This window comes from Xanthomonas campestris pv. phormiicola (genome assembly GCA_025666215.1).
Taxonomy (GTDB): domain Bacteria; phylum Pseudomonadota; class Gammaproteobacteria; order Xanthomonadales; family Xanthomonadaceae; genus Xanthomonas_A; species Xanthomonas_A campestris_A.
On sequence record CP102593.1, the window covers coordinates 855,531 to 870,710 of the forward strand.

A 15,180-nucleotide genomic window follows, 5' to 3' on the forward strand; every position below is an offset into this window, starting at 1 on the left:
ACTTCCTAGGAAGCACCTCATGACCCAACGCAAAGGCATCATCCTGGCCGGCGGCTCCGGCACCCGGCTGTATCCGATCACCAAGGGCGTCAGCAAGCAGCTGCTGCCGGTGTACGACAAGCCGATGATCTATTACCCGCTCAGCGTGCTGATGCTGGCCGGCATCCGCGAGGTGCTGATCATCAATACGCCGCACGAGCAGGCCTTGTTCCGTGCGCTGCTGGGCGATGGCTCGCAGTGGGGCATGCGCCTGGAATACGCGGTGCAGCCGAGTCCGGACGGGTTGGCGCAGGCCTACCTGATCGGCCGCGATTTCGTCGCCGGCAAGCCGAGCTGCCTGGTGCTGGGCGACAACATCTTCCATGGGCATGGGCTGACCGAGACCCTGCGCCGCGCCGACGCGCGGCAGCACGGCGCCACCGTGTTCGGCTATTGGGTCAACGATCCTGAGCGCTATGGCGTGGCCGAGTTCGACCAGGCCGGCAAGGTCATCGACATCGCCGAGAAGCCGGTCCAGCCGCGCTCCAACTATGCGGTCACCGGCCTGTACTTCTACGACGGCCAGGCCAGCGAGCACGCGGCCGCGTTGAAGCCCTCGCCGCGCGGGGAGCTGGAAATCACCGATCTCAACCGGCGTTACCTGGAGGCGGGCGAACTGCACCTGGAACCGCTGGGCCGCGGCTACGCCTGGCTGGATACCGGCACCCACCAGTCGCTGCACGAGGCCTCCAACTTCATCGAGACCATCCAGTCGCGACAGGGCTTGCAGGTGTGCTGCCCGGAAGAGATCGCGTTCGGCCAGGGCTGGATCGATGCCGCGCAGCTGGAGAAACTCGCCGCGCCGCTGTTGAAGAACGACTATGGCAAATACCTGCATGAACTGGCTGTCCGAGGAATCGTTCCGTGAAAGTGATTGAAACCAATCTGCCCGGCTGCGTGGTGATCGAGCCGGCGGTGTTCGGCGACGAACGCGGCTATTTCTTCGAGACGTGGAACGCCGAGCGTTTCGGCCAGCATGGACTGCCCACCAGCTTCGTGCAGAGCAACGTGTCGACCTCGGCCAAGGGCGTGCTGCGCGGCTTGCATTACCAATGGCCGCGCCCGCAGGGCAAGCTGGTCAGCGTGCTGGAAGGCGAGGTCTACGACGTGGCGGTGGACATCCGCCGCGGCTCGCCGCATTTCGGCCGCTGGACTGCAGTGGTGCTGAGCGCGGAGAACAAGAAGCAGTTCTGGATTCCGGAAGGCTTGGCGCATGGCTTCGCGGTGCTGTCCGAGCGCGCGGTGTTCAGCTATCTGTGCACCGACGTGTACGTGAAGCAAGCCGACGCCGGCGTGCGCTGGGACGACGCGGCGATCGGCGTGGACTGGCCGATCGGCGAGCCGCTGCTGTCGGCCAAGGATGCGGTGGCGCCGTTCCTGGCCGACATCGCCGAAAACCGCCTGCCGGTGTACGTGCCGTGACCACGCTGGTGTTCGGCGCCAACGGCCAGGTCGGCCAGGAACTGTTGCGCGCGCTGGCCAGGCACGGCCCGTTGCTGGCGACCACGCGCAGCGGCCGCCTGCCCGATGGCAGCGCCTGCGAAATCGCCGACTTCGACCAGCCGCAGACGTTGAGCGCCTTGCTCGATCGGCTGCAGCCCACGGCAGTGGTCAATGCCGCGGCCTATACCGCGGTAGATCGCGCCGAACAGGAACGCGATGCGGCTTTTCGTGCAAATGCTAAGGCCCCCGGTACGATTGCGCGCTGGTGCGCAGATCACGACGTGCCGCTGGTGCACTATTCAACAGATTATGTATTTGATGGGCGGGCGCAGCATCCTTACTTGCCAAACGCTCCGACCAACCCCTTGAGCGTGTACGGCGAGAGCAAATTGGCCGGCGAGCAGGAGATTCGCGTAGCTGGCGGACGTCATCTGATTTTTCGTACCGCTTGGGTCTATGCGGCGCATGGCCACAATTTCCTGCGCACCATGCTGCGCGTCGGCGCCGAACGCGACGAGCTGCGCGTGGTCGCCGACCAGGTGGGCACGCCGACCCCAGCAGCGCTGATTGCGGACGTGACCGCACATGTCATGACGCAAAAGGGCCGTCGCTCGGGAACCTGGCATCTGACCGCCATGGGGGAGACGAGTTGGCACGGGTTCGCCTCAACCATTTTCGCGAAGGCGTTTGATCTCGGATTGATCGATAAGCTGCCAAGTGTGATTCCTATCACGACTTCGGAGTATCCAACGCCGGCACCGCGGCCGGCATTTTCACGATTGGATACGACTTCGCTCATTACCGATTGGGGCGTCGAGTTGCCGCAATGGCAGCAAGGCATTGAGAGTGTGTTAAGGTCTCTATGAATGACTTCAAAATTTGGTCATTCCGTCACATGAGGCATGTATAGCGCGCATCGATGAGCATGGAGAAGAATGCAGCAGAATACAAACTTGCGAGGTGTTGAGAATCAGCTGGAGTCGTTGTATTACCTGCACATCCCCAAAACCGCGGGTACGTCGCTCATCGCTTTCCTTGATGCCCAGTTTGCGGACACCGAAATATGTCCCGGGCAACTTCTGCCGAGTCTATTTTCGATAGATCGAACCAGGTTGCGTGACTACCGCTTCTTTCGGGGGCATTTATGGCACGGTCTGGAGAGGTATGTCGGCCAACCCCTACGTTACCTGACAATGCTGCGGGATCCATTGCACAGGACCTTGTCGTGGTATTCGCATGTGCGCCGCGACCCAAACGCTCATCGTCATGAGCAGGTGGTCGGTGAGCAGTGGTCGTTGCTGGAATTTGTCACCGATCCAGAAACGCAGTGGGATCTCATCAATACCCAGACCATATTCCTGGCGGCGGACTTGGATTTTGAGCAGCTCGCAGCGGATCCCGTAGGTTACGGTACGCGTACGATTCGGGCTTATGCAAAGCGAGGGGATGATCCTGCCTTGCTGGAGGCCGCCAAGCGTCGCCTAGAATCGATGGAGTTCGGTATCGCCGAGCGTATGGCGGATTCTTTGAATCTCTTCTCGCATGTGTTCGGATTCGACCCGGCGATGCCGGCGCAGCATCTCAATGTATCGGCTCGGCACATCTCTGAATCCGAAATCAGCGCTGATGTGCGATCCGCAGTGGACAAGGTCACCGTGCTGGACCGTGAGTTGTACGACTGGGCAAGGGCCAGGTTCGCGGAACGCTTCAGCGCGATGGTCAGGTCGTTGGTGATGAACGAAGCCCGGCGCGAAGGTCGTGCTGGACGTGTATGGCGCTTACCGCTGCAGCCATCCTCGCATGAGTACATTGGTGTAGAAGTCCTAGAATGTCCCCGCTCACTATCGCCCGATGCGCTGGCTATGGTTGATGTCGCGATTCGCAATGATTCCGAGGAACTGCTCAGCAGTCGTCCTCCCCATCCGATCCATGTGTCCTATCACTGGGTCGATACGGATGGCGAGATGATCGTTTACGACGGCGAGCGAAGCCAGTTGCCTAAGCCGCTCGGCGCAGGCGAACGTTTTGGGATGACTGTGCGTGTCAGAGCTCCTGTACAGGAAGGTCGGTTCAACCTTCAGGTCAGACTGGTGCAGGAGGGCGTGAGCTGGATCGAGGGCGTCCAGCGCCCGCAGAACTTGGAAGTGCTCGTGTCGTCGAACTGATGCCCAATTGGCGGCCGCACGAGGCGGCCGGCTCAAGCATCGGTTTTACTACGTGGCAGCCTGCAGCTCAGGTACGCCCGTACGTATCCTCGAAGCGCACGATGTCGTCCTCGCCCAGATAGCTGCCGGACTGCACCTCGATCAGTTCCAGCGGCAGCTTGCCCGGGTTCTTCAGGCGATGGGTCACGCCCAGCGGGATGTAGGTGCTCTGGTTCTCGGTGAGCAGCAGCACTTCCTCGCCGCGGGTGACCTCGGCGGTGCCGCTGACCACGATCCAGTGCTCGGCGCGGTGGTGGTGCATCTGCAGGCTCAGCGTGGCGCCGGGCTTGACGGTGATGCGCTTGACCTGGAAACGCTGGCCGTTGTCGATCGAATCGTAGGCGCCCCAGGGGCGATACACCTTGCGGTGCCAGGTGGCCTCGGAGCGGCCGCTGGCCTTGATCCTGGCCACGATCTGCTTGACCTCCTGGATGCGATCGCGGTGACCGACCAGGACCGCATCGTCGGTCTCCACTACCACCACGTCCTGCAGCCCGACCATCGCGATCAGCCGCGAGCCGTAGGCATAGGTGTTGCGGCAATCGATCTCGATCACGTCGCCGTGGTGCGCATTGCCTTGCGCATCCTGTGGCGAGACATCCAGCAAGGCGGACCAGGACCCCACATCGTTCCAGTTGGCGTCCAGCGGCACGACCACCGCATCGGCGGTCTTTTCCATCACGGCATAGTCGATCGAGTCGGATGGGCTGGCGGAAAACGCGTCCTTGTCCAGGCGGGTGAAATCGGCGTCGCGCGTTGCCGCGTCCCACGCCTTGGTGCAGGCATCGGCGATCGCGGGCTGGAAGCGGCGCAGCTCTTCCAGGTAGCGCGAGGCGCGGAACAGGAACATGCCGCTGTTCCAGTAGTACTCGCCCGAGGCCAGATAGCCCTGCGCGGTGGCCAGGTCGGGCTTCTCGACGAAGCGCTCGACCGCGCTGACGCCGTTGCCGGCGCCGGCCTTGATGTAGCCATAGCCGGTTTCCGGCGCGGTCGGTTTGATGCCGAAGGTGACCAGCTTGCCTTGCTCGGCTGCGGCCGCGGCAACCTGCACGGCGGCCTGGAACGCCGCTTCGTCGCGGATCACATGGTCGGAGGGCAGGACCAGCAGCAGCGGGTCGGCGCCATTGCGGGTGGCCTCCAGCGCCGCCACGGCGATGGCCGGCGCGGTATTGCGGCCCTTGGGTTCGAGCAGGATCGATTGCGGCTTCACGCCGATCTGCTGCAATTGTTCGGCGGCGACGAAGCGGTGTTCTTCGTTGGCGACCACGATCGGCGCGTGCCCGGCGACCGGCGCCGCGCGCAGCCAGGTGGCCTGCAGCATGCTGTGCTCGCCGACCAACGGCAGGAACTGCTTCGGATAGGACTCGCGCGACAGCGGCCAGAGCCGGGTGCCGGAACCGCCGGACAGGATGATGGGAAGAACGTCGCTCATGGGCGGGGGAACTCCATAGATGCGTTGAAGGGGAAGGTGGAGGACATGAAGTCGATCATGCTTTCAGCAGGTCGGAGATTTCGGTGGTGCGCTGTTCCAGCAGTGCCGCATCGCCGCGCGTTTCCACGTTCAGGCGCAACAGCGGTTCGGTGTTGGAGCTGCGCAGGTTGAAGCGCCATTGCGCGAACTCGGCGCTGACGCCGTCGGTGTAATCCAGCGCCGGCGACTGCGCGGCGTAGTGCTCCATCACCCGGGCCACCGCGGCCTTGGCATCGGCGACCTTGAAGTTGATCTCGCCGCTGCACGGGAACTTCTGCATCCGCGCCTCGACCAGGTCGGCCAGCGAGCGGCCCGACTGCGATACCAGTTCGGCGATCAGCAGCCACGGAATCATGCCCGAGTCGGCGTAGGCGAACTCGCGGAAATAGTGGTGCGCGCTCATCTCGCCGCCGTACACCGCATTTTCGCTGCGCATCTTCTCCTTGATGAAGGCGTGCCCGCTCTTGCACAGCACCGGCACGCCGCCGGCATCTTCGACCATCTCGATCGTGTTCCAGGTCAGGCGCGGGTCGTGCACGACCTTGCCGCCCGGCTGCTTGGCCAGGATCGCCTGCGCGAGCAGGCCGACCAGGTAATAGCCTTCGATGAAACGGCCGTTCTCGTCGAAGAAGAAGCAGCGGTCGAAATCGCCGTCCCAGGCGATACCGAAGTCCGCGCCGTGCTCCTTCACCGCCTTGGCGGTGGCTTCGCGATTCTCCGGCAGCAGCGGGTTCGGGATGCCGTTGGGGAAGTGGCCGTCCGGCTCGTGGAACACGCGCACGAACTCGAACGGCAGGTGCGGCGCCAGCAGGTCGACGATGGCGCCGGCGCCGCCGTTGCCGGCGTTGACCACCAGCTTCAGCGGCTTGAGCGAGCCGAGGTCGATGTAGCTCAGCAGGTGCGCGATATAGGCGGACTTGTCCGGGCGGCTGTGCTCGGCCGCGGTCGGCGTGCCGGCGGGCGCGGTGTCGGCGGCCACGGTGTCGCGGATCGCGAACAGGCCGGTATCGGAGCTGATCGGGCGCGCATTCTCGCGCACCAGCTTCATCCCGTTGTAGTCCATCGGGTTGTGGCTGGCGGTGACCATCACCCCGCCGGCGGCCTGCAGGTGGTCGGTCTGGAAATACACTTCCTCGGTGCCGCACAGGCCGATGTCGATGACTTCGCGGCCGCTGGCGCGCAGGCCGGCCGACAGCGCGTCCTGCAGCCCCTGGCTGGCCAGGCGCACGTCGTGGCCCACCACCACCGGTCCGCTCTCCAATTGCCCCGCCAGCGCCACGCCGATACGGCGGGCCAGGTCCTCGTTCAGTTCGTCGGGAACGCGACCGCGGATGTCGTAGGCCTTGAATGCGGGAAGCGACATAGGGAGGGACCTTGGATGGGGGAAGCTGGAGTGTAACGTTCCGGCCCTTAATCGGTCATTGCGGCAGTGCGCAGCGGGCTGCGCGCGGCGACCGGCTAAACTACTTGTCTACTTCCGATGCGGAGCTGGCGAATGGGCGACACCTCTACCCGGGCGACCGGGCGACGCGGCAAGCTTTTCCCCGATGCGGCCACGGCGCTGGCCGACGTGGTGGCCAACGGCCAGACCCTGGCGGTCGGCGGGTTCGGCCTGTGCGGCATCCCGGAGGCCTTGATCGCCGCGCTGCGCGACAGTGCGGTGACCGGCCTGACCGTGATCTCCAACAACGCCGGCGTCGATGGCTTCGGCCTGGGCCAGCTGCTGGCGACCCGGCAGATCCGCAAGATGATCTCGTCCTACGTCGGCGAGAACAAGGAATTCGAGCGCCAGTACCTGGCCGGCGAGCTGGCGCTGGAGTTCAATCCGCAGGGCACCCTGGCCGAGCGCCTGCGCGCCGGCGGTGCCGGCATTCCCGCGTTCTTCACCGCCACCGGCTATGGCACGGTGGTCGCCGAGGGCAAGGAGACGCGCGAATTCGGCGGCAAGCACTACGTGCTGGAAACCGCGCTGCAGGCCGACGTGGCGCTGGTCAAGGCGTGGAAGGCCGACGCGGCCGGCAACCTGGTGTTCCGCAAGACCGCGCGCAACTTCAACCCGGCCTGCGCGATGGCCGGCAAGGTCTGCATCGCCGAGGTCGAGCAACTCGTCGAGACCGGCAGCATCGACCCGGACCAGGTGCATCTGCCCGGCATCTACGTCGACCGCATCGTGCACAACCCGCATCCCGAAAAACGCATCGAACAGCGCACCCTGCGCCAGAAGGACGCCTGACATGGCCTGGACCCGCGACGAAATGGCGCAGCGCGCCGCCCGCGAACTCACCGATGGCGCCTATGTGAACCTGGGTATCGGCTTGCCGACCCTGGTCGCCAACCACATTCCCGCAGGCGTGGACGTGTGGCTGCAGTCGGAGAACGGCCTGCTCGGCATCGGCCCGTTCCCGAGCGAGGACGAGGTCGACGCCGACCTGATCAACGCCGGTAAGCAGACCGTGACCGCGCGCGCCGGCGCCAGCTATTTCGGCAGCCACGATTCCTTTGCGATGATCCGCGGCGGCCATATCGACCTGGCGATCCTGGGCGCGATGCAGGTCAGCGCGCGCGGCGACCTGGCCAACTGGATGGTGCCCGGCAAGATGGTCAAGGGCATGGGCGGGGCGATGGACCTGGTGGCCGGGGTCAAGCGCGTGGTGGTGCTGATGGAGCACGTGGCCAAGGACGGCAGCCACAAGATCCTGCATAACTGCGATCTACCGTTGACTGGGGTCGGCGTGGTCGACCGCATCATCACCGACTTGGCGGTGTTCGACGTGAGCGCGGAGGGCCTGGTGCTGGTCGAGGCGGCCGACGCTGTGGACGAGGCGGAACTGGTTGCCAAGACCGGGGTCGCTTTCCGCAGCGCCTGACGCTACGGCGAAGACGGATGCCCTTACATGGTCACGGCCACCCGGCCGCGGCCAGTGAACGCATCGCTGACCGCCAGGCCTCGTGCCCAGTCGCCGGCCTGCCAGCGGCCCTCGCCCAGGCAGCGCAATGGCGCCTGGATCAGTGCGCGGTCGAAGGTGAATTGCCAGGTCTCGCTGCCGCCGACTGCGCAAAGGTCGGCGACGAAATCGAGCGCGCCTTGCTGGACTGCGGCGACCGCGGCGAAGTGCGTGGGAGCCAGTTCGTTGTCGGCGAAGACGGGTTCGAGCTTGCCATCGTCGTGCAACGCGAAATGCGAGAACTGGCCATCCGGTGCGGTCAGGAAGGTTTCCAGCAGCAAGTCGTGTTGCAGGATCGCCGAGGTTTCCGCATCGGCGCTGCGGCCATCGAAGTAACGGGCTTCGGCCCAGCCACTGGCCTGGACCTGAGCGATGCCGGCGTTCACCGCGAAGTAGCCGCCGCCCAGCGTGGTTCCGGTCAACCTGCCCAGTTGCGCTTGAATGGTGCCTGCGTAGCCCAGGTCCGCCACCATGGCCGGTGCGTCTTCAACCGTATCGCGCCAGTAACGCAGATAGCCTGCGCGTTCGACTGCGGCGACGTCGAGCAGCGCAGGTATCGCAGGCGCCAGTTTTTGCAGCAAGGCGGCGCGCATCTCCGGCAGCATCACCATGCCGCGCATGTCTGCAGCGCCAAGCTGCGCAGCGATCGCGCTTGCCGCCGCGGTGCCGAGTCGTGCCTGCAGCAGATCCTGCAGGCTGCCGGTATAGGTGCTGCCGAGCAATGCCTCCAGGTCATTGGCCTCACGCAGGGTCGGCACGCCGGTGCCGCGGCGCGAGGCCAGCAGATAGCGGCCGCGCAGGGCGGCCAGTGGCGGACATGCCGCCTGAAGCTGCGTGAACGCCTTTTGCAACAGATAGCCTTCCCGGCTCAGGAACAGGATCTGGCCAACGCCGCGCGACAGCGCCACACGCGACAGCCACAGCAGGTAGTCGGCGACCAGGGGGCCAAACACCAGATAGCCGAGCGATGTCGGCGATTCCAGGTGCAGACGGTCGCCGAACTGCGCCGGTCGAGTATCGGCCAGATCCGCCAGGTGGCGACTGAGCAGGCCAAGCCATAATTGATCCTGCCAGGGGCTGTGTGCGCCCGCCGCAGGTCGCAACGGGCGTAATGCCGGGACCACGTCGAGCAGGGCCGATGGGCGCAGCACATGCACGGGCGTGAGATAGCCGTGCATCTGCGGGCGCTGGATGTCCGCCTGTTCGTTGTCGCCGACGTGCAGCCAGTGCCGCGCGGCGACACCTTCGCGCGCCGGCAGCTGTTCCCATGCCAGGTCGTCGTCCTTGCGCCAGCCGGTTTCGCAAGACACATACCAGGCTTGCGGCAGTACGCGGACCGCCGCTGGCAATACCCTGCGCAGATCGGCGCTGTTTAGGTACATGTCCGACACGGCGACCAGGCGCCGGCCGCTGGCGGCGAGCGCGGTGGCCGCGGCAACCAGCGTCTGACGCGGCCGCAACAGGCGTGTCTCCGTGTCCAGTTCCAGTTTCTGCAGGGCTTGCAGGGGAAGGTCTTTCGCTTCCGCGAGGTGGGCCATCGCGGCATAGATGGCGTCCAGGTCGACATCCTGCCCTGCCGCTGCGCGCGCGTTTCGGCGCGCGCGCGCAATGCGGCGAATCCGGCGACGCCAAGCGTCTCGGCTGCCAGATGAGCGAGATAGGCGCGCGCGCCTGCAGGGGTCAGAAAGGGGCGCGTCACCAGGGTGTCGAACACATCCAGCGATACCACGTTTGCATCGATCGCCGAGAGCGCCAGGCGCGTGGCCAACGGCATCTGGAAGGCCTGCATCCAGTTGCGGCCGCCTTCCGTGCTCAGTGCGAGTGTTCCGTCCGGGGGCAGAATGCCAGCCAGCAGTCCTTGCTGGCGCACTACCGCCACGAACATTCTCTCCAGGGCATGCTGCAGGGTCCCGTCGATCTGGCCGCGCTCTTCCGGGAAGTCGTGCAGGTTCAATCCCAGTGCGTAGATCGGTCGCAAGGCCTCCACGCGCGCCCAGAACATCGAGCCAGCCGGGAAATCGATGTAGGCGGTCGCATCGATACCGACGCCGAGCCGCTGGCCCAGTTCGCGACAGACCTGGAGATTGCTCAGCCAGGTGTGCGCCCACAGCGGTACGCCGCTGAAGCTCTCCGGATACACGATGCCCAGCCGCGGTTCGGCTTCGAACATGCCCAGAATCCAGCCGATACGCTGTGCCGAACCGAACAGGGACGTGGTCAGGTAGTTGCGCCAATCCTGGCGCTCGCCACCGGTATACAGCGATTTTTTGCTATGCCAGTGCGCCACGACGTCCAGCGCCAGAACCTCCTCGCGGAACGTCACGATCAGCGGCGCCAGATCGCGGCCGCGGTTGGAGACCTTGTGCACGTGCAGCGCCTGCAGGTTCGGCAGCGACGACAGGCGCTGTCGGGCCGCGATCTGCGCGGCGTCGTCCACGACCGAGACCATCAACACATACGACACCGGCATTGCCGCCAGCGCCTGGGCCAACTCATCCAGCAGGTCGGGGTAGAAAACGTGCGCCATCACGCCCACACGCAGTTGCAGGCGCTCGACCGCGATCGGTTCGGGAAACACGATGTCCGATGGCGGCGGTGCCGACGCTTGCGCGTGCGCGGCATTGCGCAAGCGCTGCACGAAACCGGAAAGGCCCAGCGCTCGCAGCACTTTCCAGCTGCGCTCGGCGACGGCAACCAGACCCCGCCAGCCGCCGCCGTGCCGCTCGACAGCCGCACGCGCGGCCAGCTCGGCTTTACGCCAGGTTGCTCTCATCGCGACGTCACGTGGCGAAGAAGAGGGCGGCGGCGCAATAAGCGCATCGTGTCGGAAGCGCGTGGCTCACAGGTTCTGGTAATTCGGCCCGGAGCCGCCTTCCGGGGAGACCCAGTTGATGATCTCGTAGGGGTCCTTGATGTCGCAGGTCTTGCAGTGCACGCAGTTGGCGGCGTTGATCTGCAGGCGCTTGCCGGCCGCGTCGTCGACGATCTCGTAGACCGCGGCGGGGCAGAAGCGGGTGCAGGGGTTGCCGTATTCCTCGGTGCAGCGGGTCACGCAGATCTGCGGGTCCAGCACCTGCAGGTGCACGGGCTGGTCCTCGTCGTGTTCGGTGGCGGCGAAGTACACGGCCTGCAGGCGGTCGCGCGGCGCCAGGTCGCGCTGCACGTAGTCGCGCTTGGGCTGTTCGTGCGCGCCCAGCCGGTCCAGCGACGACCAGTCGGCGGTCACCTTCAGTGTCCACGGCGAGGCGCCCTTGACCAGGGTCTCCCAGGCGCCGTTGAGCAGGCCGAACCACATGCCCTTCTTGAAACCGGGCTTGATGTTGCGCACCTGGCGCAGTTCGGCCATCACCTCCGAGCCGCGCAAGCGCGCGTCGAAACCGGCCGGATTCGGCGCCGCGCCGGCGGCCAGGTGCTCAGCGGCGAGCATGCCGCTGCGGATCGCCTGGTGGGTGCCCTTGATCTTGGGCACGTTGAGCAGGCCGGCGCTGTCGCCGATCAGCAGCGCGCCGGGCATCTCCACCTTCGGCAACGACTGCCAGCCGCCGCTGGCGATGGCGCGCGCGCCGGCCGACAGGATGCTGCCGCCTTCCAGCAGCGGCTTCATCAGCGGGTGGTTCTTCCACTGCTGGAACGCCTCCCACGGCCGGTACTCGGGGTCGTGGTAATCCAGCCCGCTGACGTAGCCCAGCGCCACCTGGTTGTTCTCCAGGTGGTACAGGAAGCTGCCGGCATAGGTGGCGTTGTCGGCCGGCCAGCCGAGGGTGTGCACGATCTTGCCGGGCACCACGCGGCCTTCCGGCAGCTGCCACAGTTCCTTGATGCCGATCGAGTAGGCCTGCGGGTCGCTGTCGGCGTCCAGCGCGAAGCGCTTGACCAGGCGCTTGGTCAGGTGCCCGCGCGCGCCTTCGGCCAGCACCGTGACCTTGGCGCGGATGTCGATGCCGGGGGTGTAGCCGGGCTTGTGCGACCCGTCCTTGGCCACGCCCATGTCGCCGATGCGCACGCCGAGCACGGTGCCGTCGTCGGCATGCAGGGTCTCGGCGGCGGCGAAGCCGGGGTAGATCTCCACGCCCAGCGCCTCGGCCTGCGGCGCCAGCCACGCGCACAGCGCGCCGAGGCTGACGATGAAGTTGCCGTGGTTGCGCATGCCGGGCGGCACGATCGGGAACTTGCGCCCGCCGTCCTTGCTCAGGTGCCAGAACTCGTCTTCGCCGGCGGGGACGCAGATCGGCGGCGGGTTGTCGCGCCAGCCGGGCAGCAGCGCGTCGAGCGGCGCCGGTTCGATCACCGCGCCGGACAGGATCTGCGCGCCGACCGTGCTGGCCTTCTCGATCACGCAGACCGAGATGTCCGGGTTGAGCTGCTTGAGCCGGATCGCGAACGCCAGCCCGGCCGGACCCGCGCCGACGGTCACCACGTCGTATTCCATGACGTCGCGTTCCACTGGCTCCGGCGCGCTGGCGCCGCCCTCCAATTCCGTCATCTGGTCCGCTCCCGTTGGCTCGATCTGGCTGCACGCATTTTCAGGCTTTGTGCGTGACGGGGCAAATTCCGCACGCTGGCGTATGGTGCCGGCAGGCATGCTAGCGTGGCGCGATGCGACTCGATCTGCCCGGCGCCGACGTCCGCTGGCTGCCTGGCTGGCTCGCCCCGGCCGAGGCGGCGGCGCTGTTCGCGCACTTGCTGGACGCAGTGGACTGGGAAGTCCACCGCATCCGCCTGTTCGGGCGGATGGTCGATTCGCCGCGGCTGAGTTGCTGGATCGGCGACCCGGAGGCGAGCTACCGCTATTCCGGCACCCGCTTCGCGCCGCATCCGTGGCCGCCGGCGCTGCGGCCGCTGCGCGCGCGGCTGGCGGCGGAAACCGGGGTGGCGTTCAACAGCGTGCTGGCCAACCGCTACCGCGACGGCCGCGACGCGATGGGCTGGCACAGCGACGACGAAAAGGAATTGGGTGCGCGTCCGCTGATCGCTTCGCTGAGCCTGGGCGCCACAAGCCGCTTCGTGCTGCGCCATCGCCAGGAGCCGGCGCTGCGCCAGGCGCTGGACCTGAGCGCCGGTGTCTTGCTGTTGATGGGCGGGGAGACCCAGCGCCTGTACCGGCATGCCTTGCCGCGGACTGCGAAACCGGTCGGCGAGCGGATCAATCTGACGTTCCGGAAAATCGCCGCGCGTTAGCGGCCACGAATTCCTTTCTCCCCTTGGGAGCATGGCCTCCTTTTCGGGGGAAGTGCCTCGAAGGGGCGGATGAGGGTAAGGGCGCAGCCTCGTGCACCCAACTCCGCGAGTCGCTTCGCGCCGTACCCTCACCCCAACCCCTCTCCCGGTGGGAGAGGGGCTAGACGGTCCCTTCTCCCATCGGGAGAAGGTGCCCCGAAGGGGCGGATGAGGGTACGGGCGCAGCCTGGTGCCCCCGAACTCCGCGAGACGCTTCGCGCCGGACCCTCACCCAACCCCTCTCCCGATGGGAGAGGGGCTTTGGGTCAGCGGCGCGGTGCCGGGGCGACCTTCGGCACCGGCGCCAGGGCCGTGGCCGCATCGGCCTGGCCCTGCTGCAGGGTCCAGCCGACCACATCGCCGGTCACCTGCGACAGCGCCTGGCTGAAGGCGTCGGCGACCTGCGCCTGCGCGGTGCTGGCCGCCGGTTGCGCGGCGAGGAAGGTGCGCGAGGCGACCACGCGCTGGTCGGGCGTGTACAGCAGCTTGGCGTTGAGCTCGATCGTGGCCGACGGCACGTCGCGACCGGCGTAGTCGGATTCGAAGCGGCGCAGGTCCAGCAACAGCTTGTAGTCGGCGCGGATGCCGGTGCCGAGCCGGGCCACGCCGGGGATGCGGCCGGAATCCTCGAACGCGCGGACCAGGGTGTCCTCCAGCATGTCGGTGGCCGGCTGCGCCCAGCTGACGCCGCTGTACACCTGCAGTTCGTCCGGAGTGGGGCGCACCGCGATGCGCGGGCTGTCGACCACGCGCGATGCGCTGGGCTTGGCGATCGCCAGTTGCCAGGTCACCTGCGGCCAGGCCGGGTTCGGCGCGACGTGGACGTCGGGCGCGTAGATCGTCACCGGCTCCTTGCTGCCGCCGGTCAGCGCGGAGCAGCCAGCGAGCAGCAGGGCCGGAAGGGCGAGCAGCAGGAGGGCGCGCGTCGGCTTCATTTGGGTTTGAACTCCTTCGGGGCGTCGCGGCCGAGCAGGTAGCGCGCGGGGTTGTTGTCCAGGCGGTCGCTGACCCGGCGCAGGTCGCGGATCAGCCCGCGCAGTTCGGTCAGGGTCGGGCCGAGCTGGCCCAGGCCGTCGTTGGCGAAGCTGTTGATCGCCGCGCGGTTCTCGCCGAGGATCTTGTCGGCGTTGCCGGACGCCGAATCGAGCTTGCTCAGCGTGCTTTCCAGCTTGTCCAGGATCGGCGGCAGCTGCTGCACCAGGTTCTGGTCCAGGCGCTGGATGGTGCCGTTGGTGGTCTTCAGGGTCACGTCGAGATTGCGCGCGGCATCGCGCGCGCTGAGGATCAGCGATTGCATGCCTTCGTCGCGGTCGGCCAGCGAGCCGCTGATCGTTTCCAGGTTGTGCAGGGTGGCGGTGATGCTGGCCACGTTGCGGTCGCTGAGCACTTCGTCCAGGCGCTCGACGATGCGGTTGGCGGTATCGGTGATGTTCTGCAGCGCCGACGGCGTGGTCTGGATGATCGGCGCGTCGCTGGTGTCGATCGTGGTCAGCGCCGGCGCCTCCGGGGTGCCGCCGGAGAGCTGGATGATCGACGGACCGGTCAGGCTAGTGATGCCCAGCTTGGCGCGGGTGTCGCTCTTGATCGGCGTGGTCGAGTTCAGCCGCACCCGCGCCACCACCTGGCGCGGATCGTTCGGCGCCAGGGTCAGTTCGGTGATCGAGCCGACCGCGATGCCGTTGTACTGCACCGGGCTGCCCACCGACAGGCCGGTGACCGCCTCGCGGAACACCACCCGGTATTCCTGCCAGGTGCGGTCGGACGAATACTTGGCGGCCCACAGCCCGAACAGCAGCAGGGCCAGCCCGGCCACGATGGTGAAGGCGCCGATCAGGACGTAGTTGGCTTTGGTTTCCATGGC

12 protein-coding genes and 1 pseudogene are annotated in these 15,180 nt (G+C 66.5%); 7 read left to right on the plus strand and 6 right to left on the minus strand.

The genetic code is table 11. From position 1 onward, the window contains the following. Positions 1-19 precede the first annotated feature (19 nt). The 4 genes from rfbA to NRY95_03535 all read left to right on the plus strand — a co-directional run bounded on the left by rfbA (position 20) and on the right by NRY95_03535 (position 3,647). Entirely contained in the window at positions 20-907 is an 888-nt protein-coding gene (gene rfbA / locus NRY95_03520) for a glucose-1-phosphate thymidylyltransferase RfbA (protein ID UYC17051.1), read from the plus strand. Further along, positions 904-1,461 (plus strand): dTDP-4-dehydrorhamnose 3,5-epimerase, encoded by a 558-nt coding sequence (gene rfbC, locus NRY95_03525; protein ID UYC17052.1) that lies wholly within the window; start codon positions 904-906, stop codon positions 1,459-1,461. Before rfbA ends, rfbC begins: the two co-directional genes overlap by 4 nt. Then, positions 1,458-2,348, plus strand: coding sequence for a dTDP-4-dehydrorhamnose reductase (gene rfbD, locus NRY95_03530; protein ID UYC17053.1), 891 nt, complete (start codon positions 1,458-1,460; stop codon positions 2,346-2,348). Before rfbC ends, rfbD begins: the two co-directional genes overlap by 4 nt. A gap of 69 nt (positions 2,349-2,417) precedes the next feature. Further along, on the plus strand, positions 2,418-3,647 hold the full coding sequence (locus tag NRY95_03535; protein ID UYC17054.1) for a sulfotransferase family protein: 1,230 nt from the start codon (positions 2,418-2,420) through the stop codon (positions 3,645-3,647). Positions 3,648-3,714: 67 nt separating this feature from the next. On the opposite strand, the gene NRY95_03540 is transcribed toward NRY95_03535, so the two are convergent. Then, the gene (locus tag NRY95_03540; GenBank protein UYC17055.1) at positions 3,715-5,118 is read right to left on the minus strand and encodes a mannose-1-phosphate guanylyltransferase/mannose-6-phosphate isomerase; all 1,404 of its coding nucleotides are present in this window, start codon (positions 5,116-5,118) and stop codon (positions 3,715-3,717) included. Between the two features lie 55 nt (positions 5,119-5,173). After that, the gene (locus tag NRY95_03545; protein UYC17056.1) at positions 5,174-6,520 is read right to left on the minus strand and encodes a phosphomannomutase; all 1,347 of its coding nucleotides are present in this window, start codon (positions 6,518-6,520) and stop codon (positions 5,174-5,176) included. A gap of 132 nt (positions 6,521-6,652) precedes the next feature. On the opposite strand from NRY95_03545, the gene NRY95_03550 reads away from it, so the two are divergent. Beyond that, the gene (locus NRY95_03550; protein UYC17057.1) at positions 6,653-7,390 is read left to right on the plus strand and encodes a CoA transferase subunit A; all 738 of its coding nucleotides are present in this window, start codon (positions 6,653-6,655) and stop codon (positions 7,388-7,390) included. A 1-nt stretch (position 7,391) separates the two neighbouring features. Beyond that, entirely contained in the window at positions 7,392-8,024 is a 633-nt protein-coding gene (locus tag NRY95_03555; GenBank protein UYC17058.1) for a CoA transferase subunit B, read from the plus strand. 23 nt (positions 8,025-8,047) lie between these two features. Here NRY95_03555 and NRY95_03560 read toward each other — a convergent pair. Then, positions 8,048-10,875: pseudogene (locus tag NRY95_03560) on the minus strand (polysaccharide biosynthesis protein). Positions 10,876-10,941: 66 nt separating this feature from the next. Then, a complete protein-coding gene (locus tag NRY95_03565) occupies positions 10,942-12,585 on the minus strand; it encodes an electron transfer flavoprotein-ubiquinone oxidoreductase (GenBank protein UYC17059.1) in 1,644 nt (547 codons plus the stop codon). A 113-nt stretch (positions 12,586-12,698) separates the two neighbouring features. On the opposite strand from NRY95_03565, the gene NRY95_03570 reads away from it, so the two are divergent. Continuing rightward, entirely contained in the window at positions 12,699-13,280 is a 582-nt protein-coding gene (locus NRY95_03570; protein ID UYC17060.1) for an alpha-ketoglutarate-dependent dioxygenase AlkB, read from the plus strand. A gap of 305 nt (positions 13,281-13,585) precedes the next feature. Here NRY95_03570 and NRY95_03575 read toward each other — a convergent pair whose 3' ends face one another. Both NRY95_03575 and NRY95_03580 read right to left on the minus strand, forming a co-directional pair. Further along, a complete protein-coding gene (locus NRY95_03575; GenBank protein UYC17061.1) occupies positions 13,586-14,254 on the minus strand; it encodes an ABC-type transport auxiliary lipoprotein family protein in 669 nt (222 codons plus the stop codon). Then, the gene (locus NRY95_03580) at positions 14,251-15,177 is read right to left on the minus strand and encodes an MCE family protein (protein UYC17062.1); all 927 of its coding nucleotides are present in this window, start codon (positions 15,175-15,177) and stop codon (positions 14,251-14,253) included. The genes NRY95_03575 and NRY95_03580 overlap by 4 nt, the downstream gene beginning before the upstream one ends. Positions 15,178-15,180: the final 3 nt, after the last annotated feature.